Source organism: Paracoccus stylophorae (genome assembly GCF_028553765.1).
Lineage (GTDB): Bacteria > Pseudomonadota > Alphaproteobacteria > Rhodobacterales > Rhodobacteraceae > Paracoccus > Paracoccus stylophorae.
Window position 1 is genome coordinate 3,349,045 of record NZ_CP067134.1, and the last position, 26,591, is coordinate 3,375,635.

A 26,591-nucleotide genomic window follows, 5' to 3' on the forward strand; every position below is an offset into this window, starting at 1 on the left:
GCGATCGTCAGAGGAGGTGATTCCCGCTAATCCCTTTTCCGGGCCACGCGAATCGCTTATCTGCCGCTGATGCAACAGAATCCGCCCGACCTGCGCCCCGATCTTGCCCGCGCCCGCATCCCCGACGAACGGCGTCAGGGCCAGCCGACCATCGGCATGGTCAGCCTTGGCTGCCCCAAGGCGCTGGTCGACAGCGAACGCATCCTGACCCGCCTGCGCGCCGAGGGTTATGCGATCAGCCCCGATTATGCCGGCGCGGATGCGGTGATCGTCAACACCTGCGGCTTTCTGGACAGCGCCAAGGCCGAAAGCCTGGACGCGATCGGCGAGGCGCTGGCCGAAAACGGGCGGGTCATCGTCACCGGATGCCTGGGGGCGGAGCCCGACTACATCACCGGCGCGCATCCACGGGTGCTGGCCGTCACCGGGCCGCATCAATACGAATCGGTGCTGGACGCGGTGCATGGCGCGGTGCCGCCCAGCCCCGATCCGTTCATCGACCTGCTGCCCGCCTCGGGCGTCAGCCTGACGCCGCGCCATTACAGCTATCTCAAGATTTCCGAGGGCTGTAACCACAAATGCAAATTCTGCATCATCCCCGACATGCGCGGCCGTCTGGTCAGCCGTCCGGCCCATGCGGTCATGCGCGAGGCCGAAAAACTGGTTCAGGCGGGCGTGCGCGAACTGCTGGTCATCAGCCAGGACACCAGCGCCTATGGCGTGGACCGCCGGCACGACACCGAACGCGGGCACCGCGCCCATATCACCGATCTGGCGCGCGATCTGGGGTCGTTGGGGGCGTGGGTGCGGCTGCACTATGTCTATCCCTATCCGCATGTGCGCGACCTGATCCCGCTGATGGCCGCCCATTCCGACTCGGGCGGGGTGGTGCTGCCCTATCTGGACATCCCGTTCCAGCACGCCCATCCCGACACGCTGCGCCGCATGGCCCGGCCGGCGGCGGCCGCGAAGACGCTGGACGAGATCGCGGCATGGCGCGCGATCTGCCCCGACATCGCCCTGCGTTCGACCTTCATCGTCGGCTATCCCGGCGAGACGGAAGACGAGTTCCGGACCCTGCTGGACTGGCTGGACGAGGCGCAGCTGGATCGCGTCGGCGCGTTCCAGTATGAAAACGTGCGCGGCGCGCGGGCGAACGCCCTGCCCGATCACGTGCCGGACGAGGTGAAACAGGACCGTTTCGACCGCTTCATGGAAAAGGCGCAGGCAATCAGCGCGGCGAAACTGGCCGCGAAGGTCGGTCAGCGGATCGAGGTGATCGTGGATCAGGTGGACGCCGACGGCGCCACCTGCCGCACCAAGGCCGACGCACCCGAGATCGACGGTAATCTGTTCATCGACGAAGGTTTTCAGGCGCTGAAGCCCGGCGACATCGTCAGCGTGACCGTTGACGAGGCGGGCGAATACGATCTGTGGGGACGGCTGTGATCCCGGCCGCGCGGCAAGGCTGGGACCCGGACGGAAAACCCCGCAAGCCGCGCATCGTCGGCATCGGCGCGCAGAAGGCCGGCACAAGCTGGCTGTCCGAAATGCTGGCCCAGCATCCGCGGATCTGGACCCCGCCCTTCAAGGAGGTGCAGTTCTTCAACCACCGCTTCGTGCCCGAACATCGCCAGTGGCTGCCGTGGCATTTCCGGCGCAGCAAGGAAAATCTGGTCCGCCGCCACATCGCGACCGGCACGCCGATGACGCCCGAGATGGCGGCCTATCTGTCCGAAATCACGACCGGCGAGATGTTCACCGCGAAATGGTATCGCAGCGTGTTCGCGCCCGCGCCGCCCGGCACACGGCCCATCGACATCACCCCCGAATATTCCACCCTGCCCGACGAGGGCGTGGATTTCGTCGCCGATTTCCTGCCGCAGGCGCAGTTCATCTATATCATCCGCCACCCGGTCGACCGCGCCATCTCTCAGTTGAAGATGAACCTGCGGCGCAAGGGGCGCAGCCCCGCCAGCCTTGACGACTGGATGGCCGAGATCGAGGCGCCCGAGTTGATGGACCGGGGCGATTACGCCGCCTATCTGCCGCGCTGGCGCGCGCGATTCGGACCCGACCGGCTGCTGGTGCTGCCCTTCGGGCGCATCGCCCGCGATCCGCAGGGCCTGATCCGCGATGTCGAGGCGTTTCTGGACCTGCCCGCCGCCGAATATCAGGGCCTGCACAAGAAGGTCTTTGCGGCCCCCGGCGGGCCGTCCGTGCCCGATGCCGCGCGCGCGGAACTGCGCGCCCGGCTGGAGCCGCAATTCGCGTTTCTTCAGGCGACGATGCCGGCCGCGTTCCTGGACGATCTGCGCTGACCTTTCACCGGGACGCGCTATCGCCTACATACCCGCAAAACCCTTAGGAGATTCCCATGGCGTCCTATCAGTTCGTGTATCACATGGACGGCGTGTCCAAGACCTATCCCGGCGGAAAGAAGGTCTTCGAGAACATCCGTCTGAACTTTCTTCCCGGCGTCAAGATCGGCGTGGTCGGCGTCAACGGGTCGGGCAAATCGACGCTGCTGCGCGTCATGGCCGGGCTGGACAAGGATTTCACCGGCGAGGCCTGGGCCGCCAAGGGCGCGACCGTGGGCTATCTGCCGCAGGAACCGCAGCTTGATCCGGCGCTGAACGTGCGCGGCAACGTGATGGAGGGCGTGAAGGCCAAGCAGCAGAAGCTGGAACGCTATAACGAGCTGGCGATGAACTATTCGGACGAGACCGCCGAAGAAATGGCCGCCCTGCAGGACGAGATCGACGCAGAGAACCTGTGGGACCTGGACAGCCAGATCGACGTCGCGATGGAGGCGCTGCGCTGCCCGCCGGACGACGCCGACGTGGACAGCCTGTCGGGCGGCGAACGCCGCCGCGTGGCCCTGTGCAAGCTGCTGCTGGAAGCGCCCGACATGCTGCTGCTGGACGAACCGACCAACCATCTGGACGCGGAGACCATCGCCTGGCTGCAAAAGCACCTGATGGAATACAAGGGCACGATCCTGATCGTGACCCATGACCGCTATTTCCTGGACGACATCACCAGCTGGATCCTGGAACTGGATCGCGGCCGGGGCATCCCGTACGAGGGGAACTATTCCGCGTGGCTGGAACAGAAGGCCAAGCGGCTGGCGCAGGAATCGCGCGAGGACAAGTCCAAGCAGAAGGTTCTGGAACGCGAACTGGAATGGATCCGCGCCGGCGCCAAGGCGCGTCAGGCCAAGTCCAAGGCGCGGATCAACGCCTATAACGAGATGGCCGGCCAGTCCGAACGCGAAAAGCTGTCGCGCGCCCAGATCATCATTCCCAACGGCGAACGTCTGGGCAACAAGGTGATCGAGGTGAACGGCCTGAAGAAGGCGATGGGCGACAAGCTGCTGATCGAGGATCTGGATTTCAGCCTGCCGCCGGGCGGCATCGTCGGCGTGATCGGCCCGAACGGGGCCGGCAAATCGACGCTGTTCCGGATGCTGACCGGCCACGAGGAACCCGATCAGGGCGAGATCGTCTATGGCGAGACGGTGCAGCTGTCCTATGTCGATCAGTCGCGCGACGCGCTGGACCCCAACGCCACCGTCTGGGAGGAAATCAGCGGCGGCGCGGAACAGATCGTGCTGGGCGATGCAACGATGAACAGCCGCGCCTATTGCAGCGCGTTCAACTTCAAGGGCGGCGACCAGCAGAAGAAGGTCGGCCAGCTGTCGGGCGGCGAACGCAACCGCGTGCACATGGCCAAGCTGCTGAAAGAGGGCGGCAACGTGCTGCTGCTGGACGAACCGACCAACGATCTGGACGTCGAGACCCTTCAGGCGCTGGAAGCCGCGTTGGAGGATTTCGCCGGCTGCGCGGTCATCATCAGCCACGACCGGTTTTTCCTCGACCGTCTCTGCACCCATATCCTGGCGTTCGAGGGCAATGCCCATGTCGAATGGTTCGAGGGCAATTTCGAAGCCTACGAGGCGGACAAGGTGCGGCGTCTGGGGCCGGATTCGGTCGAGCCGAAGCGGGTGAAATACAAGAAGTTCACGCGCTGAAGCCGGCAGCCCTCCGACCAAGGTCTTAGGCAGGCCTGCCTAGGCAATCGCGCGCAGATGCACGCTGCGGTGGCGTCTGGCATGATCGTGCCATCGCCAGCTGTATTCATGGCGTCGCGTTTTCCGATGCCGATATTTTCGCCTGCGAACACCGCGCCGGCGGGTCCTTGCGACCACCGGGGCGGGCGGGCCGAGCAGACCTTTTCAGGCAGGACTTTCAGACCCGCCGAAGCCATCCTCCTCCCGGATGGTTTCGGCGGTGTCCTGCCCGCGCCGGGGTCGCTGCGTGCCGTGGCTGGCGCGCAGGACCAGGTCGATCAGCTCGACCACCGACCCGACCCGCAGCTTTTCCAGGATGCGGGCGCGGTGGTGATCGACGGTGCGCGGGCTGATATCCAGATGCCGCCCGATCTCCTTGCTGGAGACCTCGGCCGGGTTGGCAAGGATATGCTCCACGATCTGCTGCTCGCGCGGGGTCAGGCGGGCAAAGCGGTCGCACACCTCGCGGAGGGCGCGGCGTTCGCGGTGCATGCTGCGCGCCATCTTCAGGGCCTGCCCGATCCGTTCGACCAGATCGGCCTGCCGGAACGGCTTTTCCAGGAAATCGACCGCCCCGTCCTTGATCGCCTGCACCGATTCCGGAATCCCGCCGTGGCCGGTCACGAAGATGATGGGCAGCGGGCTGCACCGGTCGTTCAGCTGGCGCTGCAATTCAAGCCCGTTCATGCCCGGCATGCCGTAATCCAGGACCAGGCACCCCGGCGGCAGATCGTCATGCGCCGCCAGAAACGATGCCGCGCTGTCGAACGCCCTTACATCGAAACCCCGCATCCGCAGCGCGCGGGAAAGCGAGATGCGGATCGCCTCATCGTCATCGACGATGAAGACGCTGCGCGGATCTGGGTCATGGTCCATCGCTGTCGATCCTTCCTGTGCTGTCGTGGCGGGCCGTTGCGCGTGGCGCCGCGGCCGCCGTTCCGTTCCGTCCCGTGCCGGCCCCTGCCCTCCGTTACACGGCGTCTGTCCCGGTCCCGTCAACCCGCAGGGTGAAACGGAACCGCGCACCCGGTTGATGGTTTCGATCCAGCATCAGCGAACCGCCATTCGCCTCGATCATCGAACGGCAGATCGACAGGCCCAGCCCCATGCCGGTCGCCTTCGTCGTTTCGAACTGCGAAAACAGGCTGACCGAGGGATCGACGCCGGGGCCGGTATCCTCGACCGTCACCTCGACCATGTCGCCGCGACGCTGCGCGGCCACCGTCACGCGGCGCAGCTTGCTTTCGGCATCGGCCATCGCCTCGATCGCGTTGCGCAGAAGATTGACCAGCACCTGCGCGATCTGGACGCGATGCGCGCGAACCGGCGGCAGATCGGGCAGCGCCGCCACCACGGTCACATTCGCCTCGACGGCCTCGGCCTGGACAAGGCGGCGCGCCTGTTCCAGCAATTCGGCCAGATCGAAGGCGGTGACGCGGCTTTCGTCCTTGCCGATGAACCCGCGCAGTGCCCGGATGATCTCGCCCGCGCGCAGCGATTGCTGCTCGATCTCGGTCAGCACCTCGCGCAGTTCGGGGGCGCTGTTTCCGGCCTTGTCCACGATCAGCAGGCCGGTATCGGCGTTCTGGGCGATAGTCGTCAGCGGCTGGTTCAGTTCATGGGCAAGCCCGGCGGCCATCTGGCCCATCGTGTTGCCGCGCGCCAGATGCGACAGATCGCGGTTCAGGCGCACGATCTCGTTCTCGCGGGCGCGCGCCTCGGTCAGATCGTCCATGGTCACGACCGCATGCAGCGGCGTGCCGCGATGATCCCGGATCAGGATCGCGTTGACCCGGATGCAGACGATTTCCCCGTCCCTGCGCCGGATCCGCGCCTCTCGATCCGCAGTGAACACGTCGTCGTCGGCAAAGGCCTGCGGGGTGAACATGGGCGGATCGCCCTGCACCGTCAGATCGGCAAAGCGCATCTGCAAAAGCCGGTCGGCATCATGGCCGGTCAGATCGCAAAACGCCGCATTGACCTTGAGGAACCGGCCCGTCGCGGGCGAGATCTGGGCCATCGCGCGCGGCGACAGATCGAAGGTCTGGCCGTATTCCCGTTCGGCCTTCTTGCGGGCGACGATCTGCTGCATCAGCGATTCGTTGGCCAGCGCCAGTTCCTTGTAGGTGCGCGGCAACGGCTCGGCCGCGTCCACCTCGCCCTGCGAGATCAGGGCGGACCGCACCGCGAATTCCCGCACCGGGCGATAGATATACAGTGCCAGCGCAAGGCCGACGATGCCGGTGATGGCCGCAACGAGCGCGGCGATCCAGATGTTGAAGGCACGGTTGCGCCGCAACTCTCCGATGAAATCGTTCTGCGGCGCATAGACCGCGATCGTCCACGGCATCTGTTCGCTGATCGCCGGCAGGACATTGGCGATATAGGCGTCGCCGTCATGGCTGAACTCCGAAAACAGCTCGTTCTGGATCGGAAAAGCGACCGAGCCGACCAGATTGGCAAAGGCCGCGCGCGCGATGGGATCGCCGAATTCGTCGATGCTGACGAATCGCAGCGTGCCGTCGCTGTCGCGGGTCTTGATCAGCGACGGATCGGGATGCGCGATCACGTCGCCGTTGCTGTTGATGATCAGCGCCCGGCCATGCGTGCCGATCTGCAACCGCGCCAGGAAGTTCGAGATGTTGCTGATCTCGATATCGACGCCGACCACGCCCCGGATGCCGCCATTCCCGTCGGGCACCGGCGCGGCCAGGGTGATGCCGGGTTGCTGGGACGAGAAGAAGATATAGGGCTCGGTCCAGATCGTGGCCATCGCGGCGCTGGCGCGGCGATACCACGGGCGGCTGCGCGGATCGAAGCGGTCGCCGGGATCGCGTGCGCGTTCGACCGGCTGAAAATCCTCGGTCCGCCAGACGAAATCGACCGAACGCGCCCCGTCCTCAAAGGTGATCAGCTTCGAGCGGAACGGCGCCGGCGCATCGGTGCGCATGACATAGACGAAGCTGCCATCCTCGCCGCCGAAATACAGCCCCGAGAATTGCGGCGTGATGCGCAGTTGCTGGAACAGGAACTGTTCAAGCTGCGCGGGATTGTCGCTGGCAAGAACCTCGTGCTGGGCCAGCCGCGCCGCCAGTTCCGCCGCCCCCTGCGCCGGGTTCAGAAAGCGGCTTGAATGTTCGGCGGTGTTGTTGCCGACATCGCTCAGCAGGGTGCGCGCATGGTCCATCAGCACCCGCTGCGAGGTCAGATAGGACGAAAACACCACGGCCAGCACCGCAAGGAACTGAAGCCCCGCCAGTCCGACGGCAAGCAATGCGGCAAGCGAATTTCTCATGGTCCGGCGAACAGATGCGGTTTCGTGACGGACCCATGTCTAGCAAGCGGGCGCGCGGTGCAGCACCCTTCCGCAGCGTCAATTGAGGAAAATCAAGGTTGGGAATGGCGGACCCGGCATCCGGTTCGATGATTGGGAAGGCGAACGGACCGTCCTGCCACGCCCAAAGCCCCGGACGCGGCACGCCGGGGCCTTCGGTCTGGCGCGATCGCGCCGGTCAGGTCAGGACATGACCTGCTTGCTGCGCGCGCAGTTCGACTTGCGCGCCGGGGTGACGGTGGCGGGCTGCGATTGCAGCCTGGTGTCGGTGGCCTGCGGCGCGGTTTGCGCGGTGGGCGCAGGGATGACCGGCACGGTCGTGCGCGCCTCTTGCGCAAGGGCGGGTGCGGCCATCAGGGCGGCAAGGACGAAGGGCGTGGCAATGCGAAGGCGCATGGCGGGTTCCTTTTTGCAGTTGGTTGCCCCTTCATCCTGCAACCGAATCGCCCGATCTCAAACAAAAAGCGCAAATGCGGCCGCCCGACTCGCGCAAACGTGTGCTGCCGCGCGCGCCCGGTCCCACCGGATCGTGACTGTCATCTTGGGGATTTGCACCTTATGCAGGTGTCGCGATTGCCGTCCGGACGACCGAAAGGGAACGAACATGCTTACCCGCCGCCACCTGCTTGTCAGCGTCACGGCGCTTGGCGCAACCGCCGCCCTGCCGGCCCTGTCGCAGGGGACCGAGCGCGCCAACCCCATGCCCGAGGAGCTGCGCAAGACGCTGGAGCGCAGCAGCAACGCCCCGGTTCTGGGCAATCCCGACGGCGACATCACCCTGACCGAGTTCTTCGATTACAACTGCCCGTTCTGCCGCAAGATGGTGGGCACGGTGCAGCAGCTGATCTCCACCGATCCGGGGCTGCGCGTGGTCTATCGCGAATGGCCGGTCTTCGGCGAGGGGTCCGAGTTCGCGGCCCGCGCCTCGCTGGCGTCGCTGGATCAGGGCAAATACTGGGCGTTCCACAGCACGATGATGGGAATGAAGGGCCGCGCGGTCGAGGCGACGGTGATGCGCACCGCGCGCGAGGTCGGCCTGGACGAGGCCCGGCTGCGCCGCGACATGCAGGCCGGCCATATCGACGAACATATCGAAACCTCCTATGCGCTGGCCGAGCACATGGCACTTGTCGGCACCCCGACCTTCATCGCCGGCGACGAGGGGGTTTTCGGCGAGCTGACCCTGAAAGAGATGCGCGAGCTGATCGACCGGGCGCGCAGGACGCTGGCGGGCTAGCCGCCCGTCCGCCCCGCCCGCCGAACCCGCATGAACCACATTCAAAACCCTGCGCTTATCTGCTAGGCGACCTTTCGTGTTCGGGACCCGGTCCCGCGCGCAAAAGGTTTCCGGACGGAGGTTGCACGATGGGCAAAGGCAGCAGGTGGCGCGCGTCACCCGAGGATTACTTCTTCGTCATCGGCCGCGATTCCGGCCTGTCCGTCGAACAGCGCCCCGACTGGATTCTGAAAAAAGTGCCCGGCGCGACGGTCCGGCAATACGCGCGCAGCGATCACGCCAACATCCAGCAGGTTCTGCTGAAAAACATCGAACCGCGCTGGACCCGGATCACGCCCGCCATCTTCGAGATCAACTCGGTCCCCATCCGCGCCCGGAACGTCGTGTTCCGCGGCGGGTCCGCCGAGGTCGGCGGCAAGTGCCTGCTGAACGGAGCCGCAGGCGACCGCGTCTATTCGCGGTTTCTGAAGAACAACCGGGGGATGGAAAATTTTCGTCGTTCCAACGAGTTCTTCGAGGCTTCGCGCGCGGAAACGACCATCGACCTTCCACAGGAGGGACCTTTTCCCGACGGAATGAATGTCGGCGTCGAATGTCGCAATCGCCGCAACTTTTATCATTTCATCACTGAATCGCTTTCGCAACTGGTGCATTTTCGGGATCGTTCGATCGACAGCATCACATTCCACTGTCGCAACAATGATCCGTCCGGCTTCGCCGAACGGTATATCCGCGCCCTGTTTCCCGACCTGGCTGGAAAGATCGCATTTACGGATCGTCGCGCCAGATATGACGACGTTCTGATCCCATTCAATTTTCGCCACATGATCTATAGCAACGGCGATCCGCTTGTGACCGAGCCGCTGGCAGAGACGGGCAAGGACGTTTCATGGCAGCAGATCGGCGCTCATGTCCGCCGTCGCAAATTTGCTTTCAAGAACAGCTATGACGTGTCGCTTCGTTTGCTTCGAGAGCATGCGCATTCTCTTATGGACCCAAAACTCGTCGCGCAAATGCCCAAGAAAATCTGGGTCAGCCGCGACAATCGCCATCAGAACGTCAATTCGCGCGCGATGCACGGCGAGGAAGAATTGGTCCGCGAGCTTAAACGTCAAGGCTTCGAGCAGATGTTCTTCGAGCACATGACACCGCTGGAACAGATTGCAGCGGTCAGCGCAGCGGAAGTTATCGGCGCAGTTCACGGGGCGTTTTTCGGGCATATGTGCTTCGCCCAGCCTCATGCGCACGTCATCGAAGTGGGTTCAGTGCAAACCCAGTTGCATCGTTGGGGCGATTTTCTTGGAAACGCTCACGTCGCCGGCTGTTCCTATAGCAAGGTTTACGCGGACGTCGCCAGCGACACGCCCGACCAGATACCTGCAATCTCCGAAGGTCTTTACGGTGTCGCGGTTGGGCCTGATGCGATTGACCTTATCTGCCAGCTATCCGAACGCCAGCCTGCTTGACGTCGCGGTTGTCATCCAGCATTCGATTCGGCTGAAAAGCTGGAAACAAAGCTGTCATCTGCACGAAGCGGCTTGAACCCGATCTCATGCCGCTGCTCTTGCCGGTGAAGGTCGGCATTCCGCTCTTCCGTTGTCAGGTCTTCCCAGGGCGTGTCGCCGTCTATCAGGCCCGCCGATTTGAACTGCTCATACATCCTGCTCAGGCGAACTTCTCCGAATGAGCTGCGGCTTGGACGGTGCGTATTTGCAGGAAGCCAGTCGTTTTCCAAGGCGTTGATGACACTGGCCGTCATTCCCTTGAACTCTGTCAGCTGCCTCACGAACTGTTCGCCAAACGCCATGCTGCGGCGGGTGATGATCCCGACCCGTTGGTCCGCATTTCCAACATAACCGACCAGATGCAAGGGCGAGCAATCGACCGCTATGATCCGCTCGGCCTGTTTATACTGCGCAAGTTGGTCAAGTTTCGTGGCTTTCTGCGGATGGAATATCTCGTAACCTTCCGCTGCGAGATATTCCTCAAGCTTTGCCTCTCCAAGGATGCCACCGCGATCACGCGGAAGCTCAGAGCGTGAAATATAGATCTTGCGCCCCCCCTTGGCGGTTACGCTTCGACCGGCATGGTGGTTGATATAGTCTCTGAACTTTCGGCTTCCGCCGGTAAGATCGCCAAGGCCGAAACCCTGTTTGGGAACATACAGACGGTCAATACGGATCGGACCGGTCGGGCAAAGGATCGGCAGATCCACGCCCAGCCCGTCCAGCAATTCCCGATAAACGTCGAACGGACGCATATTGTCGACCATCTGGAACTTGGGCGTAAAAACCAATCCGTCGATCTTGTCGCGAAGCTCATCCAGCGCCCAGATGCGCGACAGCGATTCCGTGATGAAATGGCCGAAATGTCCGTAGGAGATACCCGCGAACATATAAGTCCCGCTTACCCGAGCAATCGAATTGTCGTCAGGCCGCGCCGGTTCGGAATTGACAGGATCATTGCTGCTCGACCAGCTGATCGAGTTCTCGACGAATTGCCCGTTGCTGTCCAGCACACCGGAAGGCTGCCACTTGCTTTTGGTCTTCGGGCCGGGCGGCACGACCAGCCCATTCTCTAGCAGAACCAGATCGTCGGCCTCGTTATCAAGATCAAGCATCACCGTTCCGTGTCCAGGATTTGTCTGCCGTTTCTAGGATGCGCGCCGCGCTGTCGCAAGGGTCAGTCGGCCCACTCCCACGGCCGGGTGAATTCGCCCAGGCGGCGCGCCACCTCGTCCTCGTCCGCCTGGCCCTCGCGGGACAGGCGCGCGACCAGGCCGCGTTTCTTGTCCTCGACCACCTCGGCCACGCGGGCGCCGGTGCCCTGTAGCGCGGCGTCATAGACGCGGGTGATCGCCAGCCGGCGCAGGTCGGGCTTGAAGATCTTGCCGATGGCGGTCTTGGGCAGTTCGTCGAGGATCTCGATATATTTGGGGATCGCGGCGCGTTCGTGGATATGGCTGCTGGCGTGTTCGGCCAGTTCCTCGACCGTCACCCGCCCCTCGCCCACCAGTTCGACATAGACGCAGGGCAGTTCGCCGGCAAAGCTGTCGGGCTGTCCGATGGCGCCGGCAAAGGCCACGGCGGGGTGGGACAGCAGCGCATCCTCGATCACGGCGGGGTCGATATTGTGGCCGCCGCGGATGATCAGGTCCTTGGCGCGGCCGGTGATCCACAGATAGCCGTCCGCGTCCAGCCGCCCCAGATCGCCGGTCCGCAGATAGACGTCCTCGGCGAACAGGCGGTGGTTCTTGTCGGCCTCGGTATAGGTCGAGCCGGGAAAGACGCCCGGATTGGCGATGCAGATCTCTCCGATCTCGTCGGTGGCGCATTCGTGGATCTGGCCCGAATCGTCGTGGTTCAGGATGCGGACATGGGTGTAGGGCAGCGGAATCCCGACCGAGCCCACCTTTTTCAGCCCGTCCACCGGGTTGCAGCTGACCAGACAGGTCGCCTCGGTCAGGCCATAGCCTTCGGCAATCTCGACCCCCGTGGCCGACTTGAAACGGTTATACAGCTCGATCGGCAGCGGCGCCGACCCGGAAATCGCCGTCCGCAGGGTCGAGACATCGCCGTCCACCGGACGCTGCATCAGCGCCGCGATGGCGGTCGGCACGGTGATCAGGAAGGTGCACTGCCAGCGTTCGATCAGCTTCCAGAAATTGTCGAACACCCCCTCGCCGCGATAGCCGGCCGGCGTCGGCATGACCACATGCGCGCCCGAGGCGATGCACGACATCAGCACCGGATAGGCGGCAAAGACGTGAAACATCGGCAGCGGGCACATCAGGATGTCGGTTTCGTCGAACAGCAGCGTGCTGCCCAGCCAGCCGTTATAGATCATGCCGGAATATTTGTGCTGCGCCACCTTGGGCGTGCCGGTCGTGCCGCCGGTGTGGAAATAGGCCGCGACGCGATCCTGCTGCGGATCGTCGAACATCAGCTTGGTGTGTTTCTGGCCGCTGGCCGCAGCCTCGAAATCCAGCACCTCGGCCTGATGCCGGGTGCGGATCTTGGGCCGCATCAGCGGCACCAGCAGGCGTTTGGGGCCGCGCAGGTGGCGGTTCAGGTCGATCTGGATCACATGGGTGACATCGGGCGCGGCGGAAACGGCGGCGGCGGCCTTCTGGGCGACATCGGTTTTCGGGAACGGCTTCAGCGTGACCAGCACCTTGGCGCGGGTCTCGCGCAGGATGCCGGCGATGCTTTCGGCGTCCAGCAGCGGGTTGATCGGGCTGACGATGCCCGCCGTCGCCCCCGCCAGCAGGACCACGGGCGTCTCGATGGTGTTGGGCAGCAGATAGGCCACCGTGTCCTGCGGCCCGATTCCCAGGCTGCGAAACAGGTTCGCTGTCTCGGTCACACGCTCCAGCAACTCGTGCCAGCTGAGCGTGGTGGCGTGGTCGCGCGGCCCCGACAGCAGCTGAAAGCTGATCGCCGGCCGGTCGGGAAACCGCTGCGCCGTGCGGCTGAGGAAACCGTAGATCGTCTGCGGCAGGTCGCGTTCCTCATAGGGTTTTTCGTCCTGGACCCGGTTGCGGTCTTCATAGCTGCTGAAACGACTCATCTTTCCTCTCTCCCTTCGGCGCCCGAACGCCTGCCCTGTCATGCCACAATGGGACGAAGGCGGGAAACGGGGCAAGGGTCCAGCCCGGCCGCGACCTCCGGAACGCGGCGTCAGTGCGGTGGGCGCGCGCGATCCGGGCGTTTAGCTCATCCGGAAACCTTCGCCCAGATAGACCTTGCGCACATTCGCGTCGGCCACGATCTGGTCGGTGGTGCCCGACATCAGCACATGACCGTCATGCAGGATATAGGCGCGATCGACGATCCCAAGCGTTTCGCGCACGTTGTGGTCGGTGATCAGCACGCCGATGCCGCGCGTTTTCAGATCGTGGACAAGCTCGCGGATCTCGCCCACGGCGATCGGATCGACGCCCGCGAAGGGTTCGTCCAGCAGCAGGAAGCTGGGGGCCGAGGCCAGGCAGCGCGCGATCTCGACCCGGCGCCGTTCGCCGCCCGACAGGGCCAGCGCCGGCGCGCCGCGCAGATGGGTGATCGAGAAATCGCCCAGCAATTCCTCAAGCCGGTCGCGGCGATGGCGCGGATCGCTCAGCGTCACCTCCAAGACGGCCATGATATTCTGCTCGACCGACAGGCCGCGAAAGATCGACATTTCCTGCGGCAGATAGCCGATTCCCATGCGCGCGCGGCGAAACATCGGCAGCCTCGTGGCGTCGCGCCCGTCGATCAGCACCTCGCCCGCGTCGGGCGGCACAAGGCCCGCGATGCAGTAAAAGCAGGTGGTCTTGCCCGACCCGTTCGGCCCAAGCAGCGCCACGACCTCGCCGCGCGACAGCGACACCGAAACGTCGTGGATCACCGGCCGCTTGCGATAGGATTTCCGCAGCCCCCGGACGACCAGCCCGTCCCCCTGTGTCGCGGCAGCGTCGCGCATCAGTTGCCTTCGGGTTGCAGGACAGACCGCACGCGTCCGTCGACCTGCGCGGTCCCCGATCCCAGATTGACCTGCAACCGGTCGCCGGTCAGCACGTTCTGCCCCTGCGTCAGCACCACATCGCCGGTCAGGGTGACATTGCCCAATTCGACGTCATAGACGGCCTCGCGCGCCTCGGCCGCGTCGGCGCCCGACACCAGCGTCACACCGCCCTCGGCATGCAGCGACCGGATGCGGTTCTGGCCGCCTTCGCCGTATTCCACGTTGACGCGGTCGGCCGACAGGCGCATCTCGCCCTGCCCGATCACGACATTTCCGGTGAACACCGCGCTGCCATCGCCCTGATCGACCGACAGGCTGTCGGCGGCCACCTCGACCGGGGCGGTGATGTCGGCCTTCATGCCGCCGAACACGACGTTCTGCGCCATCGCCTGCGGCGCTGCGGCAAGAAACAGGGCGGTCGTCACGAAGCGCAGCATGAAACGGTCCTTCGGCAAGTCCGGGCGGTCTGTCAGGGTCGGTATATCAGACGGACGCCGCCTGAAAAGTTCAATACCGCGGCATCGTCCGCGCCGCCGCCGGGTCCGGGCACCAGTTCCATCCGTCCGGCCTCGATGCGGCCGAAGGGCGCGGTCGCCTCGACCCCGTCGCCGGCGGCAAGGCGCGACCGGTCGGTGGCGGCGTCGATGGCCGGGGCGCGCAGGGTCCAGCCCGACGAGGTCGCCATCCGCACCCCGCCGCGCAAGCCGACGACGCCATCCTCGACCCGGCCGGCGGGCGCGGTCAGTTCGGCGCGCAGCCCGTCGGGGCGTTGCCAGTCCAGCCGCACATCGCTGGCCGAGCCGGCCGCGCCCTCGCCCGCCGGGGCGGCCTGCGCGGCGCGCAGCGTCAGTTCCGCCCCGTCGCCGGTCACGGCCGAGTATTCCGGCGCGACGATCCGCGGCTCTCGCGCCATCGCCTCGGCATCGACCGTGGCATAGGGAATCTGCGGTTCGGTCTTCGGTCCGCGCGAGAACAGGAACATCGTCGACAGGATGGCCAGCGCCAGCAGGGGCAGAAGCACGCGCAGCCAGCGGACGATGCGGGTGCGGTCCATGGGGTCAGACCAGGCCGGCGCGCAGGCAATCGTGGATATGCAGGATGCCGCGCGGGGTCTGATCCTCGACCGCGAACAGGCAGGTGATCATGCGTTCCTGCATCTGGGCCAGCGCCGATTCGGCCAGCGCGTCGGGCGCGATCACCCGCGGCGCGCGTGTCATCACCTCGCCCGCGGTGCGTTCCAGCAACCCCTGCATGTGGCGGCGCAAATCGCCGTCGGTGATGATGCCGGTCAGCCGCCCCTGGTCGCCGGTCACCCCCGTCACGCCATAGCCCTTCTGGCTGATGACCAGCAGCGCGTCGGTCATCGGCGTATCCTCGGACACCAGCGGCATGTCGTCATGCATCAGGTCCCCGACCGTCGACAACAGCGCGCCCAGCTTGCCGCCGGGATGGAAGGTGCGGAAATGTTCGGCGGTGAACTGCCGATGCTCCATCAGCGCCACCGCCAGCGCATCGCCCAACGCCAGCGTCATGGTGGTGGATGTGGTGGGCACGATCCCGCGCCCGCACGCCTCTTCGGCGGCGGGCAGCACCAGCGCCACATCCGATTGCCGCAGCAGGGTCGATCCGGGGCGCGAGGCGACGCCGATCAGCGGTATCCGAAAACGCCGCGTATGCGCGATCAGATCGGCCAGTTCCGGCGTCTCGCCGCTGTTCGACAGAACCAGCGCCACATCCTCGCGCGTGACCATGCCCAGATCGCCGTGGCTGGCCTCGGCGGGATGAACGAACTGCGCCGGCGTTCCGGTCGAGGCCAGCGTGGCTGCGATCTTGCGCGCGATATGGCCGGATTTGCCCATGCCGGACACGATCACCCGGCCCTTTGCGCCCAGGATCGTCTCGACCGCCTGCTGAAACTCGGCCCCCAGACCGGCATCCAGCAGTTCCAGACCCTTCAGTTCGGTGCGGATCACCCGCCGCGCTGTCTCGATATAGTCGTTCACGCCGGCCGCCTTCCTCGATGTCCCGTTTTCCTTGCCGTCCGGGAATGTCCGCGACATCCCCGGCACCTGTCCAAGCTAATGATGGAAGATGTCGTTTTCATCCCCCCAGCCCAGCAGGTCCAGATGCGCCCGCGCGGGCAGAAAGTCGAAACAGGCCTGCGCCAGCCCCATCCTGTTCTCGCGTTTCAGGCGCTGTTCCAGCGCGTCCTTCAGCTTGTGCAGGTGCAGCACGTCAGAGGCCGCGTATTCAAGCTGCGCGTCGGTCAGGTCGAGGGCGCCCCAGTCGCTGGTCTGCTGCTGCTTGCTGACATCGACGCCGACCAACTCGCTCAGCAGATATTTCAGCCCGTGCCGATCCGTATAGGTGCGCACCAGCTTGGACGCGATCTTGGTGCACCATACCGGAGAGGTCACCACCCCGAACGCGTTTTCCAGCGCCGCGATGTCGAAACGGCCGAAATGGAAAAGCTTGACCACCTTGGCGTCGGTCAGAAGCCGGCACAGATTCGGCGCCTCGGTCTGGCCGCGTTCGATCTGGACCAGGTGCGCGTCGCCGTCGCCCGACGACATCTGCACCAGACACAGCCGGTCGCGACGCGGGTCCAGCCCCATCGTTTCGGTGTCGATGGCCACCAGAGGCCCAAGTTTCACGTCGTCGGGAAGGTCGTTGGGGTAAAGATGAATGCTCATGTCGGCTTCTGCCTTGTCTGGGTCATGTTCTCTCTGACCAGAAACCGCAGCGCGGGTCCAGCGCGCATGCCGGGTTCGCGCCCGAACGCCCGCGCCCTGCCGGCCAAAGAAAAACCCCCGCGCCTGACGGCCGGGGGTGTTTCATGGTGCCCAGGAGAGGACTCGAACCTCCACGCCTTGCGGCACACGGACCTGAACCGTGCGCGTCTACCAGTTCCGCCACCTGGGCAGGTGGTGAGCGGGGTCTTTAAAGCCACTCCTTGGGGGCGTCAATGGGGATCGGCGCAAATTTTCGGCTGCGCTTTCCAAGGCAGCGCGGCGTCGGCGCGCGGGCCGCAAACAGCGTCTTGTCTTGTCGCGCCGCCCCGGCTTGGGTATTGAACCCGAAGACGCGGCACGAAGGAGGCGAGAAGCCCATGGCGAAACTGGTCACGATCTTTGGCGGGTCGGGCTTTGTCGGCCGACAGGTGGCCCGCATCATGGCCAAGCGCGGCTGGCGGGTCCGCATCGCGGTGCGCCGCCCCGACGAGGCGCTGTTCACGCGAACCTATGGCGCGGTCGGGCAGGTCGTGCCGGTGCTGTGCAATATCCGCGACGAATTCTCGGTCCGCGCGGCCATGTCCGACGCCGACGCGGTCGTGAACTGCGTCAATATCGAGCGACCCGAGGGCAAAAGCAATTTCAAGTCCGTGTTCGAGGACGGCGCCGAACACATCGCCCGGCTGTCGAAAGAGATGGGCGTCGCCCGCATCGTCCATATCTCGGGGATCGGCGTCGATCCCGATTCGGCCAGCCGCTATGTCGCCTCGAAGGCGCGCGGCGAGGCGGCGGTGCTGGACCATCGCCCCGATGCCGTCGTGCTGCGCCCCTCGGTGATCTTTGGACCCGACGATCATTTCTACAACCGCTTCGCCAGCCTGGCGCGGATGGGGCCGGTCATGCCAATTTCCGGCGGCGCCACCCGGTTGCAGCCGGTCTTCGTGGACGATGTCGCCACCGCCGCCGCCATGGGTGCCACCGGCGAGGCGGAACCCGGCATCTACGAGCTGGGCGGCCCCGAAATCATGACCATGCGCGAGATCGTGGAGCAGGTCCTGACGATCACCCATCGCCGCCGTCTTGTCCTGAACATGCCGTTCTGGCTGGCCGGGATCGGCGCGACCGTTCTGGACCTCTTGCAGTTCGTCACCTTCGGCCTGTTCACCAACCGGATTCTGGGCCGCGACCAGTTGATCCTGCTGAAGGACGACAACGTCGTCAGCGGCAAGTTCCCCGGCTTCGACGATCTGGGCATCCGGCCCACCGCGTCCGAGGCGGTGCTGGAAGAATATCTGTGGCGCTTCCGCCCTTCGGGGCAATATGACGCGATCAAGAACTCGGCGAAGAATCTGCGCAGCTTCTGATGGAATCCAACACGATTGTGGCCGCGGTCCTGGGTCTTCTCGAGGGCCTGACCGAGTTCATCCCCGTCTCATCTACCGGCCACGTCCTTCTGGCCGGTCATTTCCTGGGCTTCAATTCGCCCGGCCGCGCCTTCGAGGTGGTGATCCAGCTTGGCGCGGTGCTGGCCATCCTTGGCGTCTATGCCGGACGGATCTGGCATATCCTGTCGTCGGCCCCGCATGATCCGACCTCGCGCCGCTTTGTCGCGGCGATCCTGCTGGCGTTTCTGCCGGCCGTCGTAATCGGCGTTCTGGCGCATGACGTCATCAAGACGGTGCTGTTCGAAACCCCGGTGCTGATCGCCGTCATGCTGATTCTGGGCGGCATCGTCCTGCTGTTCGTGGACCGGTGGGCGACCAACCCGCAGCTTTTCCGGGCCGAGGATTTTCCGCTGTCCATGGCCTTCAAGATCGGCGTGATCCAGTGTCTGGCGATGATCCCCGGCGTTTCGCGTTCGGGCGCCACCATCGTCGGTGCCCTGGTGCTGGGCGCTGACAAAAGGTCGGCGGCCGAATTCTCGTTCTTCCTGTCGATGCCCACCATGCTGGGCGCGTTCGTCTATGATCTTTACCAGAACCGCGACGTTCTGGACGCGGCGGCGCTGGACAACATCATGATCGGCTTTGCCTGCGCCTTCGTGACGGCCGTTCTGGTGGTGCGCTGGCTGCTCGGCTATGTCTCGCAGAACGGATACAGCCTTTTCGCCTGGTGGCGCATCGTCGTCGGAACCCTTGTTTTGCTGGCTTTGACGGCAGGTATGTAAGTGATACTGACGTATCTGGGCCGTCCCTCAGCAGATTTTATGCGATCGCCGCCATAAATCTGCCGGTTAGGTCAGTCTTGCTGCCTTTTCATCGTTTTCGCCTTGGTTTATCGGGGTGGAAGAGGTTTTTGACAGTCGGAAGGGTCGCGCAGCCATGGCCACGCAGAAGATGCTGACATTCGTTTCCACGCCGCGCGAGATGCCGCAAAAGCGTGGCGCGGCCGAGCGCAGCGACGACTTTCACGAGATCTATCGCGAATATGCCGCGCAGAAGGCGGCCGAGCAGGCAGGGCGGTGCAGCCAGTGCGGCGTGCCCTATTGCCAAAGCCATTGCCCGCTGCACAACAACATTCCCGACTGGCTGCGCCTGACTGCCGAGGGCCGCCTGAAGGAGGCATACGAGGTCAGCCAGGCGACCAACACCTTCCCCGAGATCTGCGGCCGGATCTGCCCGCAGGACCGTCTGTGCGAAGGCAATTGCGTCATCGAACAGGCCGGTCACGGCACCGTCACCATCGGCGCGATCGAGAAATACATCACCGATTCGGCGTGGCAGGAAGGCTGGGTCAAGGGTCCGGCCCCGGTGCAGGAACGCGCCGAAAGCGTCGGCATCATCGGCGCCGGCCCCGGCGGTCTGGCGGCGGCGGATTCGCTGCGCCGGATGGGGTTTCAGGTGACGATCTACGACCGCTACGACCGCGCGGGCGGGCTGATGACCTATGGAATCCCGGGTTTCAAGCTGGAAAAGGACGTGGTCATGCGCCGCAACCGCCTGCTGGAGGATGGCGGGGTCGAGTTCGTCCTGAACTGCAATGTCGGCGAGGATATCAGCTTCGACGCGATCCGGGGGCGGCACGACGCGGTGCTGATCGCCACCGGCGTCTACAAGACCCGCGATCTGGATCTGGACAATGCCGAGGCCGGCGGCGTGGTCCGCGCCATCGACTATCTGACCGCCAGCAACAAGGTGGATTTCGGCGACGACGTGCCCGATTTCGACGATGGCGAGCTGAACGCGCGGGGCAAGCGCGTGGTGGTGATCGGCGGCGGCGACACGGCGATGGATTGCGTGCGCACCGCCATCCGGCAGGGGGCGCAATCAGTCAAGTGCCTGTATCGCCGCGACCGCGCCAACATGCCCGGATCGCAGCGAGAGGTGCAGAACGCCGAGGAAGAAGGCGTTGAATTCGTGTGGCTTTCCGCACCCGGCGCGTTTGCCGGCCACGTCACCGGCATCGCCGCCGAGGCGCAGGAACGCGATGTGGACGGCATCGGCCAGATTGCCGGTGTGCGCGTGCAGAAGATGCGTCTGGGCGCGCCCGATGTCAGCGGACGGCAAAGCCCCGAACCGATCCAGGGCGCCGATTACGACGAGCCTGCCGAACTGGTCATCAAGGCCCTGGGATTCGAGCCCGAGGATCTGCCGACGCTGTGGGGCGTGGACGGGCTGGAGGTCACGTGGTGGGGCACGATCAAGGCGAATTTCCAGACCCACCAGACCTCGATCCAGGGCGTCTATGCGGTGGGCGATATCGTGCGCGGCGCCAGCCTGGTGGTCTGGGCGATCCGCGACGGGCGCGAGGCCGCCGAATCGATTGCCGGCTTCCTGACCGGCGAGGCCCGCGTGGCCGCAGAATGAGGGGCGCACCGACGATGCACAGACCTGACACGGCACAGACACAGACCGTACACCGACAACGCACGGTGGCCGTTGCGCGCCGCAGCCCGTCGCGCGGATATATGTCAGCATCCCTGCCCCTTCTGGCGGCAGCCGGTCTGCTGGCCGCCGCGCTGGCCGTGGTTCCGCTGCCCGGCCGCGCCGCCACCTTCACCCCGCCGCAGGGCTGCACGCTGGAGGTGACGGTGCAGAATCGCGGCTGTTCGGTCAGCCAGTATTACCGCTGCACCGCCGATCCCGAGGGCCATCAGCGCAGCGCGATCTTTGGCCAGGACGGGCTGTCGCATCTGTCGCGGATCGACGACGAGACGCGCTGGATCGAAAGCGCCGATCCGCAGACCGGCTTGCAGGATCGACTGGTCGAGGAGGCCAGGGACCATGCCAGCTTTTCCACGCTGCTGGACACCGGGCGCGACGATTTCGATTTCTGGACCCTGTCGAACACGGGCGAGCGGCTGCGCCATGTCGGCCATGACGAGCTGACCGGCGAGACGGTGCGCATCGACGGGGTCGAACTGGAAAAGACCCGGTTCGAACTGGTTACCTATGATTCCGAGGGCGAGGTGCTGATCACCCGCGAGGGGCAGCAATTCATCAGCCGCGCCATGCGCCGCTTTTACGGCGGGATCGAACGGCAAAGCGACTGGACCGGCGAGACCCGCAACACCAATGACAGCCCGGTGCTGTTCAGCTTTCCGGGCGAGACCGGCTTTGGCGAAACCACCCCGCAATTCGACTGCGATCAGCTGATAACCGGCTTGCAGATTCCGGGGTCGGGCGCATGAGCGCCACGCTGGAAGGTCGCTGCCTGTGCGGCGATGTGTCCATCACGCTGAGCGACTGGACGCCCGAGATCAGCGCCTGTCATTGCCGGCTGTGCCGCTGCGCGGGCGGCGGTCTGATGGCCGGGTTCGACGCGCCCGCCGAGGCGGTGACGGTCCGCGGCGAGGTGCGGCGGTTCCGCGCCACCGATTTCGCCGAACGCGCCTTCTGCCCGCGCTGCGGCACGAATCTGTGGCTGCGTGACGATGACGGAGATTATGAATTGTCGCCGGGCCTGTTCGAGGCAGCAGGCCGCTTTCCGCTGATCCGCGAAGTCTATGCGGATTGCGCGCAGCGTTTTGCCCGGCTTGCAGGCGATCATCCCCGGATCAGCCGCGCCGAATACGAATCCCACCACAAGCATGTGGAGACCGACCGATGACCACGTTTTCGCCCGAATGGCACGCCGAGGAACAGGCCCGCCGCGACTGGATGGACCGCAACAGCCTGTATCGGGCCGATGACGAACATTCGTCCTGCGGGGTGGGCTTTGTCGTCGATCTGGACGGCACGCCGCGCCGGCAGGTGGTGCAGAACGGCATCGACGCGCTGAAGGCGATCTGGCATCGCGGCGCGGTCGATGCGGACGGCAAGACCGGCGACGGGGCGGGCATCCATGTGCAGATCCCGGTGCCGTTCTTCCATGACAAGATCCGCCGCACCGGGCACGAGCCCGACCGCGACAAGCTGATCGCGGTGGGGCAGGTCTTTCTGCCGCGCACGAACTTTGCCCAGCAGGAAACCTGCCGGACCATCGTGGAATCCGAGGTTCTGCGGATGGGCCATTATATCTATGGCTGGCGGCACGTGCCGGTGAACACCGCCGTTCTGGGCGAAAAAGCCAACGCCACCCGCCCCGAGATCGAGCAGATCCTGATCCGCTGCGAAAAGGACATCGACCATGTCCGGTTCGAGCGCGAGCTGTATATCATCCGCCGCCGGATCGAGAAGGCAGCCATCGCCGCGCAGGTCACGCAGCTGTATTTCTGTTCGCTGTCCTGCCGGTCGATCATCTACAAGGGGATGATGCTGGCCGAACAGGTGGCCGAGTTCTATCCCGACCTGAAGGACGAGCGGTTCGAAAGCGCCTTCGCCATCTATCACCAGCGTTATTCCACCAACACGTTCCCGCAATGGTGGCTGGCCCAGCCGTTCCGGATGCTGGCCCATAACGGCGAGATCAACACGCTGAAGGGCAATCTGAACTGGCTGCGCAGCCACGAGATCCGGATGGCCAGCAATGCCTTTGGCGAGGGGGCCGAGGATATCAAGCCGATCGTGCCGGCCGGGTCGTCCGACAGCGCGGCGCTGGATGCCGTCTTCGAGGTGATGGTGCGGTCGGGGCGGTCCGCGCCGATGACCAAGACGATGCTGGTGCCCGAAAGCTGGTCCAAGGCCACGACCGACATGCCGAAGGCGTGGGCGGACATGTATGCCTATTGCAACGCGGTGATGGAGCCGTGGGACGGGCCGGCCGCGCTGGCCATGACCGACGGGCGGTGGGTCTGCGGCGGGCTGGACCGCAACGGGCTGCGGCCGATGCGCTATGTGGTGACGGGCGACAATCTGCTGTTTGCCGGGTCCGAGGTCGGGATGGTGCCCATCGACGAGGCCCAGATCCGCGAAAAGGGCGCGTTGGGGCCGGGCCAGATGATCGCCGTCGACATGTGGGACGGCCGGCTTTACCGCGACGCCGAGATCAAGGACCGGCTGGCCGCCAGCCAGCCATTCGGCGAATGGATCGAGAAGGTCGTCGATCTGAGCCTGATCATGCGCGAACTGCCCGAGGATGCGGCGTTCACGGGCGAGGCGCTGCGCCGCCGGCAGGTCGCCGCCGGCTTTACCATCGAGGAGATGGAGACGGTGCTGTCGCCCATGGTCGAGGACGGCAAGGAGGCCATCGCCTCGATGGGCGACGACACGCCGCCCGCGGTGCTGTCGAACCGCTATCGCCCGCTGAGCCATTTCTTTCGCCAGAACTTTTCGCAGGTCACGAACCCGCCCATCGATTCGCTGCGCGAGACGCGGGTGATGAGCCTGAAGACCCGGTTCGGCAACCTCAAGAACGTGCTGGACGAAAGCAGCAGCCAGACCGAGATCCTGGTGCTGGAAAGCCCGTTCGTGACCAATTCCGAACTGGCCGAGATGTGCCGCATGTTCGCCGAGAACGTGGCCCATATCGACTGCACCTTCCCCGCGGGGGCCGGGCAGGACGCGCTGGCCGAGGGGCTGGCGCGGATCCGGGCCGAGGCCGAGGACGCGGTGCGGTCGGGACACGGCCATCTGGTGCTGAGCGACGAGCGTCAGGACGCCGACCGCATCGCCATGCCGATGATCCTGGCCACCAGCGCGGTTCATTCCTGGCTGACGCGCAAGGGGCTGCGGACCTTCTGTTCGGTCAATGTGCGGTCGGCGGAATGCATCGACCCGCATTATGTCGCGGTGCTGATCGGGTCGGGCGCGACGACGGTGAACCCCTATCTGGCGCAGGATTCCATCGCCGACCGGATCTCGCGCGGATTGCTGGCGGGCAATCTGTTCGACGCGATGAACCGCTATCGCGAGGCGATCGATGCGGGGCTGCTGAAGATCATGGCGAAGATGGGGATTTCGGTCCTGTCGTCCTATCGCGGCGGGCTGAACTTCGAGGCGGTGGGGCTGTCGCGTGCGATGGTTGCCGAGTATTTCCCCGGCATGCAAAGCCGGATCAGCGGCATGGGCCTGCACGGGTTGCAGGCCAAGCTGGAGGCGCTGCACCGCACCGCCTTTGCGGCGGACAATGTCGATCTGCTGCCGGTGGGCGGCTTCTACAAGCTGCGCCGGTCGGGCGAGAAACACGCCTGGGAAGCCAACACGATGAAGCTGTTGCAGGTGGCCTGCGAGAAGGCCAGCTATGACGTCTGGAAACAGTTCAGCGCCACGATGCGGGCCAACCCGCCGATCCATATCCGCGATCTGCTGGACATCAAGCCGCTTGGCAAGCCGGTGCCGATCGAGGAGGTGGAAAGCATCACCTCGATCCGCAAGCGGTTCGTGACGCCGGGCATGTCGCTTGGCGCGCTGTCGCCCGAGGCGCACATGACGCTGAACATCGCGATGAACAGGATCGGCGCGAAATCCGATTCGGGCGAGGGCGGCGAGGACCCCGCGCATCACGCGCCCCTGCCCAACGGCGACAACCCCTCGGCCAAGATCAAGCAGGTCGCCAGCGGCCGGTTCGGCGTGACGGCGGAATATCTGAACGCCTGCGAGGAGCTGGAAATCAAGGTGGCGCAGGGCGCCAAGCCCGGCGAGGGCGGGCAGTTGCCCGGCATGAAAGTGACCAAGCTGATCGCGCGGCTGCGCCATTCGACGCCGGGGGTCACGCTGATCAGCCCGCCGCCGCATCACGACATCTACAGCATCGAGGATCTGGCGCAGCTGATCTATGACCTGAAGCAGATCAACCCGCGCGCCAAAATCACCGTCAAGCTGGTGGCGATGTCGGGCGTGGGCACGATCGCGGCGGGCGTCGCCAAGGCCAAGGCCGACGTGATCCTGATCTCGGGCCATAACGGCGGCACCGGCGCGTCCCCCGCCACGTCAATCAAGTTCGCCGGCCTGCCGTGGGAGATGGGTCTGACCGAGGCGCATCAGGTTCTGGCCATGAACCGGCTGCGCGACCGCGTCACCCTGCGCACCGATGGCGGGCTGCGCACCGGGCGCGACATCGTCATGGCCGCGATGATGGGGGCCGAGGAATACGGCATCGGCACCGCCGCGCTGATCGCGATGGGCTGCATCATGGTCCGCCAGTGCCAATCCAACACCTGCCCGGTCGGCGTCTGCACGCAGGACGAAAAGCTGCGCGCGATGTTCACCGGCAGCGCCGACAAGGTGGTGAACCTGATCACCTTCTATGCCCAGGAGGTGCGCGAGATCCTGGCCGGGATCGGCGCGCGCAGCCTGGACGAGGTGATCGGACGCGCCGATCTGCTGACGCAGGTCAGCCGGGGGGCGGCCAATCTGGACGATCTGGACCTGAACCCGCTGCTGATCACCGTCGATGGGGCGGAAAAGATCGTCTATGACCGTTCGCGGCCGCGCAACGCGGTCATGGACACGCTGGACGCCGAAATCGTCAAGGACGCCGCCCGCTTCTTCGAGGAGGGCGAGAAGATGCAGCTGTCCTATGCGGTGCGCAACACGCAGCGCACGGTGGGCACGCGCACCTCCAGCATGATCGTGCAGAAATTCGGGATGCGGAACAATCTGCAACCCGACCACCTGACCGTCCGCCTGACCGGCAGCGCCGGTCAGTCCCTTGGCGCGTTCGCCGCGCCGGGCCTGAAGCTGGAAGTGTCGGGCGATGCCAACGACTATGTCGGCAAGGGTCTGTCGGGCGGCACCATCGTGGTGCGCCCGCCCATGGTCAGCAAGCTGGTGGCCGAGGACAACACCATCATCGGCAACACCGTCCTTTACGGCGCGACGGCAGGCCATCTATTCGCCGCCGGCCGCGCCGGAGAGCGTTTCGCGGTCCGCAATTCGGGCGCGAAGGTCGTGATCGAGGGCTGCGGCACCAATGGCTGCGAATACATGACCGGCGGGGTGGCGGTGATCCTGGGCCGGATCGGCACCAATTTCGGGGCCGGCATGACCGGCGGCATGGCCTATCTTTACGACCCCGACGGGGTGGCGCGCGATTACATCAACGCCGAGACGCTGGTGATGTGCCCGGTCACGCAGGACCATTGGGAGGCGCAGTTGAAGGAACTGATCGAACGCCACGCCAAGGAGACCATGTCGCGCAAGGCCGATGCGATCCTTCAGGACTGGGACACCGAAAAGGGCAATTTCCTGCAAATCTGCCCCAAGGAGATGCTGCCGCATCTGCCCTATCCCATCGCGGCGGTCGAGGCGCCGGCGGCGATGCCGGCCGAATAGGCGTAACGGGCCTGATGACACGGGGGCGCGGTCCGGCCGGATCGCGCCCCCTGTTCGTCTGGCCGTCATGCCGGTCCTTGCGCCAGCGCGACCCGGGCAGGCGGGAACCCTGACCTGCGGG

21 protein-coding genes and 1 tRNA gene are annotated in these 26,591 nt (G+C 65.1%); 11 read left to right on the forward strand and 11 right to left on the reverse strand.

Going from position 1 to position 26,591, the window contains the following annotated elements:
* The first annotated feature begins 69 nt into the window (after window positions 1-69).
* From rimO to ettA, 3 genes are read left to right on the forward strand one after another with little or no spacing between them, the layout of a single operon-like run.
* On the forward strand, window positions 70-1,449 hold the full coding sequence (rimO, locus tag JHW45_RS16650) for a 30S ribosomal protein S12 methylthiotransferase RimO (RefSeq protein WP_272858699.1): 1,380 nt from the start codon (window positions 70-72) through the stop codon (window positions 1,447-1,449).
* Entirely contained in the window at window positions 1,446-2,321 is an 876-nt protein-coding gene (locus JHW45_RS16655) for a sulfotransferase family protein (protein WP_272858700.1), read from the forward strand. The genes rimO and JHW45_RS16655 overlap by 4 nt, the downstream gene beginning before the upstream one ends.
* Window positions 2,322-2,377: 56 nt before the next feature.
* Window positions 2,378-4,033, forward strand: a complete 1,656-nt coding sequence (gene ettA / locus JHW45_RS16660; RefSeq protein WP_272858701.1) for an energy-dependent translational throttle protein EttA — start codon at window positions 2,378-2,380, stop codon at window positions 4,031-4,033.
* Window positions 4,034-4,237: 204 nt separating this feature from the next.
* Here ettA and JHW45_RS16665 read toward each other — a convergent pair whose 3' ends face one another.
* From JHW45_RS16665 to JHW45_RS16675, 3 genes are all read right to left on the reverse strand, one after another.
* A complete protein-coding gene (locus JHW45_RS16665; protein ID WP_272858702.1) occupies window positions 4,238-4,948 on the reverse strand; it encodes a response regulator transcription factor in 711 nt (236 codons plus the stop codon).
* Between the two features lie 94 nt (window positions 4,949-5,042).
* Window positions 5,043-7,367 (reverse strand): sensor histidine kinase, encoded by a 2,325-nt coding sequence (locus JHW45_RS16670; protein WP_272858703.1) that lies wholly within the window; start codon window positions 7,365-7,367, stop codon window positions 5,043-5,045.
* 222 nt (window positions 7,368-7,589) lie between these two features.
* On the reverse strand, window positions 7,590-7,802 hold the full coding sequence (locus JHW45_RS16675) for a hypothetical protein (RefSeq protein ID WP_272858704.1): 213 nt from the start codon (window positions 7,800-7,802) through the stop codon (window positions 7,590-7,592).
* 208 nt (window positions 7,803-8,010) lie between these two features.
* On the opposite strand from JHW45_RS16675, the gene JHW45_RS16680 reads away from it, so the two are divergent.
* Together JHW45_RS16680 and JHW45_RS16685 are read left to right on the forward strand one after the other, a co-directional pair.
* Window positions 8,011-8,643: a DsbA family protein gene (locus JHW45_RS16680; RefSeq protein WP_272858705.1), complete on the forward strand. Its 633-nt coding sequence runs from the start codon at window positions 8,011-8,013 to the stop codon at window positions 8,641-8,643.
* 128 nt (window positions 8,644-8,771) lie between these two features.
* On the forward strand, window positions 8,772-10,109 hold the full coding sequence (locus tag JHW45_RS16685) for a glycosyltransferase 61 family protein (protein ID WP_272858706.1): 1,338 nt from the start codon (window positions 8,772-8,774) through the stop codon (window positions 10,107-10,109).
* Window positions 10,110-10,120: 11 nt separating this feature from the next.
* On the opposite strand, the gene JHW45_RS16690 is transcribed toward JHW45_RS16685, so the two are convergent.
* From JHW45_RS16690 to JHW45_RS16725, 8 genes are all read right to left on the reverse strand, one after another.
* Window positions 10,121-11,263 (reverse strand): glycosyltransferase family 61 protein, encoded by a 1,143-nt coding sequence (locus tag JHW45_RS16690; RefSeq protein ID WP_272858707.1) that lies wholly within the window; start codon window positions 11,261-11,263, stop codon window positions 10,121-10,123.
* Window positions 11,264-11,325: 62 nt separating this feature from the next.
* On the reverse strand, window positions 11,326-13,212 hold the full coding sequence (locus tag JHW45_RS16695; protein WP_272858708.1) for an acyl-CoA synthetase: 1,887 nt from the start codon (window positions 13,210-13,212) through the stop codon (window positions 11,326-11,328).
* Between the two features lie 141 nt (window positions 13,213-13,353).
* Window positions 13,354-14,103, reverse strand: a complete 750-nt coding sequence (gene lptB, locus JHW45_RS16700; protein WP_272858709.1) for an LPS export ABC transporter ATP-binding protein — start codon at window positions 14,101-14,103, stop codon at window positions 13,354-13,356.
* A complete protein-coding gene (gene lptA, locus JHW45_RS16705; protein WP_272858710.1) occupies window positions 14,103-14,582 on the reverse strand; it encodes a lipopolysaccharide transport periplasmic protein LptA in 480 nt (159 codons plus the stop codon). The genes lptB and lptA overlap by 1 nt, the downstream gene beginning before the upstream one ends.
* Window positions 14,583-14,614: 32 nt before the next feature.
* Window positions 14,615-15,199, reverse strand: a complete 585-nt coding sequence (locus JHW45_RS16710; RefSeq protein ID WP_272858711.1) for a hypothetical protein — start codon at window positions 15,197-15,199, stop codon at window positions 14,615-14,617.
* A 4-nt stretch (window positions 15,200-15,203) separates the two neighbouring features.
* On the reverse strand, window positions 15,204-16,205 hold the full coding sequence (locus tag JHW45_RS16715) for a KpsF/GutQ family sugar-phosphate isomerase (RefSeq protein ID WP_419181815.1): 1,002 nt from the start codon (window positions 16,203-16,205) through the stop codon (window positions 15,204-15,206).
* Between the two features lie 18 nt (window positions 16,206-16,223).
* Entirely contained in the window at window positions 16,224-16,838 is a 615-nt protein-coding gene (locus JHW45_RS16720; protein WP_272858712.1) for a ribonuclease D, read from the reverse strand.
* 144 nt (window positions 16,839-16,982) lie between these two features.
* A tRNA-Leu gene (locus tag JHW45_RS16725) sits at window positions 16,983-17,067 on the reverse strand.
* Between the two features lie 187 nt (window positions 17,068-17,254).
* Between JHW45_RS16725 and JHW45_RS16730 the strand changes: the two genes are divergently transcribed.
* The 6 genes from JHW45_RS16730 to gltB all read left to right on the forward strand — a co-directional run bounded on the left by JHW45_RS16730 (window position 17,255) and on the right by gltB (window position 26,470).
* On the forward strand, window positions 17,255-18,241 hold the full coding sequence (locus JHW45_RS16730) for a complex I NDUFA9 subunit family protein (protein WP_272858713.1): 987 nt from the start codon (window positions 17,255-17,257) through the stop codon (window positions 18,239-18,241).
* Window positions 18,241-19,044, forward strand: a complete 804-nt coding sequence (locus JHW45_RS16735) for an undecaprenyl-diphosphate phosphatase (RefSeq protein WP_419181816.1) — start codon at window positions 18,241-18,243, stop codon at window positions 19,042-19,044. Before JHW45_RS16730 ends, JHW45_RS16735 begins: the two co-directional genes overlap by 1 nt.
* Before the next feature lie 154 nt (window positions 19,045-19,198).
* Window positions 19,199-20,683, forward strand: coding sequence for an NAD(P)-dependent oxidoreductase (locus JHW45_RS16740; RefSeq protein ID WP_272858714.1), 1,485 nt, complete (start codon window positions 19,199-19,201; stop codon window positions 20,681-20,683).
* Between the two features lie 101 nt (window positions 20,684-20,784).
* Window positions 20,785-21,507 carry a hypothetical protein gene (locus tag JHW45_RS16745; protein ID WP_272858715.1) on the forward strand — a complete coding sequence of 241 codons (723 nt, stop codon included), beginning with the start codon at window positions 20,785-20,787 and terminating at the stop codon, window positions 21,505-21,507.
* Window positions 21,504-21,926: a GFA family protein gene (locus JHW45_RS16750; RefSeq protein ID WP_272858716.1), complete on the forward strand. Its 423-nt coding sequence runs from the start codon at window positions 21,504-21,506 to the stop codon at window positions 21,924-21,926. The genes JHW45_RS16745 and JHW45_RS16750 overlap by 4 nt, the downstream gene beginning before the upstream one ends.
* Window positions 21,923-26,470, forward strand: a complete 4,548-nt coding sequence (gene gltB / locus JHW45_RS16755) for a glutamate synthase large subunit (RefSeq protein WP_272858717.1) — start codon at window positions 21,923-21,925, stop codon at window positions 26,468-26,470. The genes JHW45_RS16750 and gltB overlap by 4 nt, the downstream gene beginning before the upstream one ends.
* Window positions 26,471-26,591 lie beyond the last annotated feature (121 nt).